General features: G+C 75.5%; 2 protein-coding genes. Both read left to right on the top strand.

Annotated elements, in window-relative coordinates:
- Window positions 1-461 precede the first annotated feature (461 nt).
- A complete protein-coding gene (xseA, locus tag GTW67_RS05640; protein ID WP_161163690.1) occupies window positions 462-1,670 on the top strand; it encodes an exodeoxyribonuclease VII large subunit in 1,209 nt (402 codons plus the stop codon).
- Window positions 1,671-1,679: 9 nt separating this feature from the next.
- Window positions 1,680-1,931: an exodeoxyribonuclease VII small subunit gene (locus tag GTW67_RS05635; protein WP_161163689.1), complete on the top strand. Its 252-nt coding sequence runs from the start codon at window positions 1,680-1,682 to the stop codon at window positions 1,929-1,931.
- Window positions 1,932-1,973: the final 42 nt, after the last annotated feature.

Raw genomic sequence — 1,973 nt, 5'->3', positions numbered from 1 at the left:
GAGGGCGTCAGCGGGGGGGGGGCGTGCTGGCTTGGGCGCGCGAGTGCGGGTGCGCGGTGACGGGTCGGCCGTCGGCGCGGAGGCCGCGGGTGCGCGGTGACGGGTCGGGCGCCGGCACGCAGAGCCTCGGGCGTGAAGCGACGACTCGGCCGCCGACACACGGGCGGGACGGCCACCACGGGCGTAGCCGGCCCGAAGCCCGTCGAGAGGCTCCCGAAGCCCGTCGAGAGGCTGCGGAGCACGACGGGGGCGCCCCGGCTCGCGCGCGGGCACCGGAGCGCGGCGGGGCAGGCCCCTTCGGTGTCCGTGAAGCGGTGGGCGGCGAGACAACGACGGTGCGCTGCGGGGCAGGCCAGCGCGATCGGGCTCAGCGAGAAAGTGGTCGCACGCGCGTGGGGGCCCGGCGGCCAGCTCGGTCACGGCGGGGACCGCTGTCGTACCTGGCCGTTACGCTCGGGCGCATGGCTGCGAACACGTCACCCGAAGCTCCCCTGCCCGTCGGCGAGGTGTCACGGCTGATCGGGGGCTGGATCGACCGGCTCGGTGCCGTGTGGGTCGAGGGGCAGATCACGCAGTTGTCGCGGCGGCCGGGTGCTGGGGTCGTGTTCCTGACGCTGCGCGACCCGTCGTACGACATCTCCGTGAGCGTGACCTGCTACCGCCAGGTGTTCGACGCCGTGGCGGACGTGGTCGGCGAGGGCGCCCGCGTGGTCGTGCACGCCAAGCCGGAGTGGTACGCGCCGCGCGGCCAGCTGTCGCTGCGGGCGGCCGAGATCAAACCGGTGGGCGTCGGCGAGCTGCTCGCGCGGCTGGAGCAGCTGAAGAAGTCCCTCGCGCGCGAGGGGCTTTTCGCGCCGGAGCGGAAGAAGTCGCTGCCCTTCCTGCCGCAGCTGATCGGCCTGGTCTGCGGGCGGGCCTCCGCGGCCGAGCGGGACGTCCTGGAGAACGCCCGGCACCGCTGGCCCGCCGTCCGCTTCGAGGTGCGCAACGTGCCCGTGCAGGGCGTGCACGCCGTGCCGCAGGTGGTGCAGGCCGTGAAGGAGCTGGACGCGCTGGACGACGTGGACGTCATCGTCGTCGCGCGCGGCGGCGGCAGCGTGGAGGACCTGCTGCCGTTCTCCGACGAGCAGCTCGTGCGTGCGGTCGCCGCCTGCCGTACGCCGGTCGTCTCGGCGATCGGGCACGAGCCGGACAGTCCCCTGCTGGACCTCGTCGCCGACCTGCGCGCCTCCACGCCGACCGACGCCGCGAAGAAGGTCGTGCCGGACGTCGGCGAGGAGTACGAGCGGGTACGGCAGCTGCGGGACCGCGCGCGGCGGTGCGTGGCGGCGTTCGTCGACCGCGAGGAGCGGGGGCTGGCCCACGCGCTGGCCCGGCCGTCGATACAGGATCCGCACCGGGTGATCGACGAGCGGGCCGAGCAGGTGACGGCCCTGCTGGAGCGGGGCCGCCGCTCCCTGCGGCACCAGCTCGACCGGGCCGACTCCGAGCTGACGCACACGCACGCGCGCGTGGTGGCCCTCTCCCCCGCCGCGACCCTCAAGCGCGGGTACGCCGTGCTCCAGCGGGCCGACGGGCACGCGGTGCGCGATCCGGGCGAGGTGGAGCCGGGCGAGGCGCTGCGCGCACGCGTGGCCGAGGGCGATTTCTCCGTACGAGTCGACGCATAGGGTGGACGCATGACCAGCGAGGTGGAGCAGCCGGAGGCCGTGGCCGAGGCGCTCGGGTACGAGCAGGCGCGGGACGAGCTGATCGAGGTCGTGCGGCGGCTGGAGGCCGGCGGTACGACGCTGGAGGAGTCCCTCGCCCTGTGGGAGCGGGGCGAGGAGCTGGCGAAGGTGTGCCGGCGCTGGCTGGAGGGTGCCCGGGCCCGCCTGGACGCGGCGCTGGCCGAGGAGTCGGGAGCGGAGGACGAGGACGGGGAGGCCTGACCCCCGCCGTCCCCCCCCCTGCTCCCCGTTCCCCCGCTGCCT

The sequence above is a fragment of the Streptomyces sp. SID5910 genome (genome assembly GCF_009862125.1).
Lineage (GTDB): Bacteria > Actinomycetota > Actinomycetes > Streptomycetales > Streptomycetaceae > Streptomyces.
The sequence above is the reverse complement of the archived record's forward strand: the minus strand, read 5'-3'. Positions and strand labels throughout refer to the sequence as shown.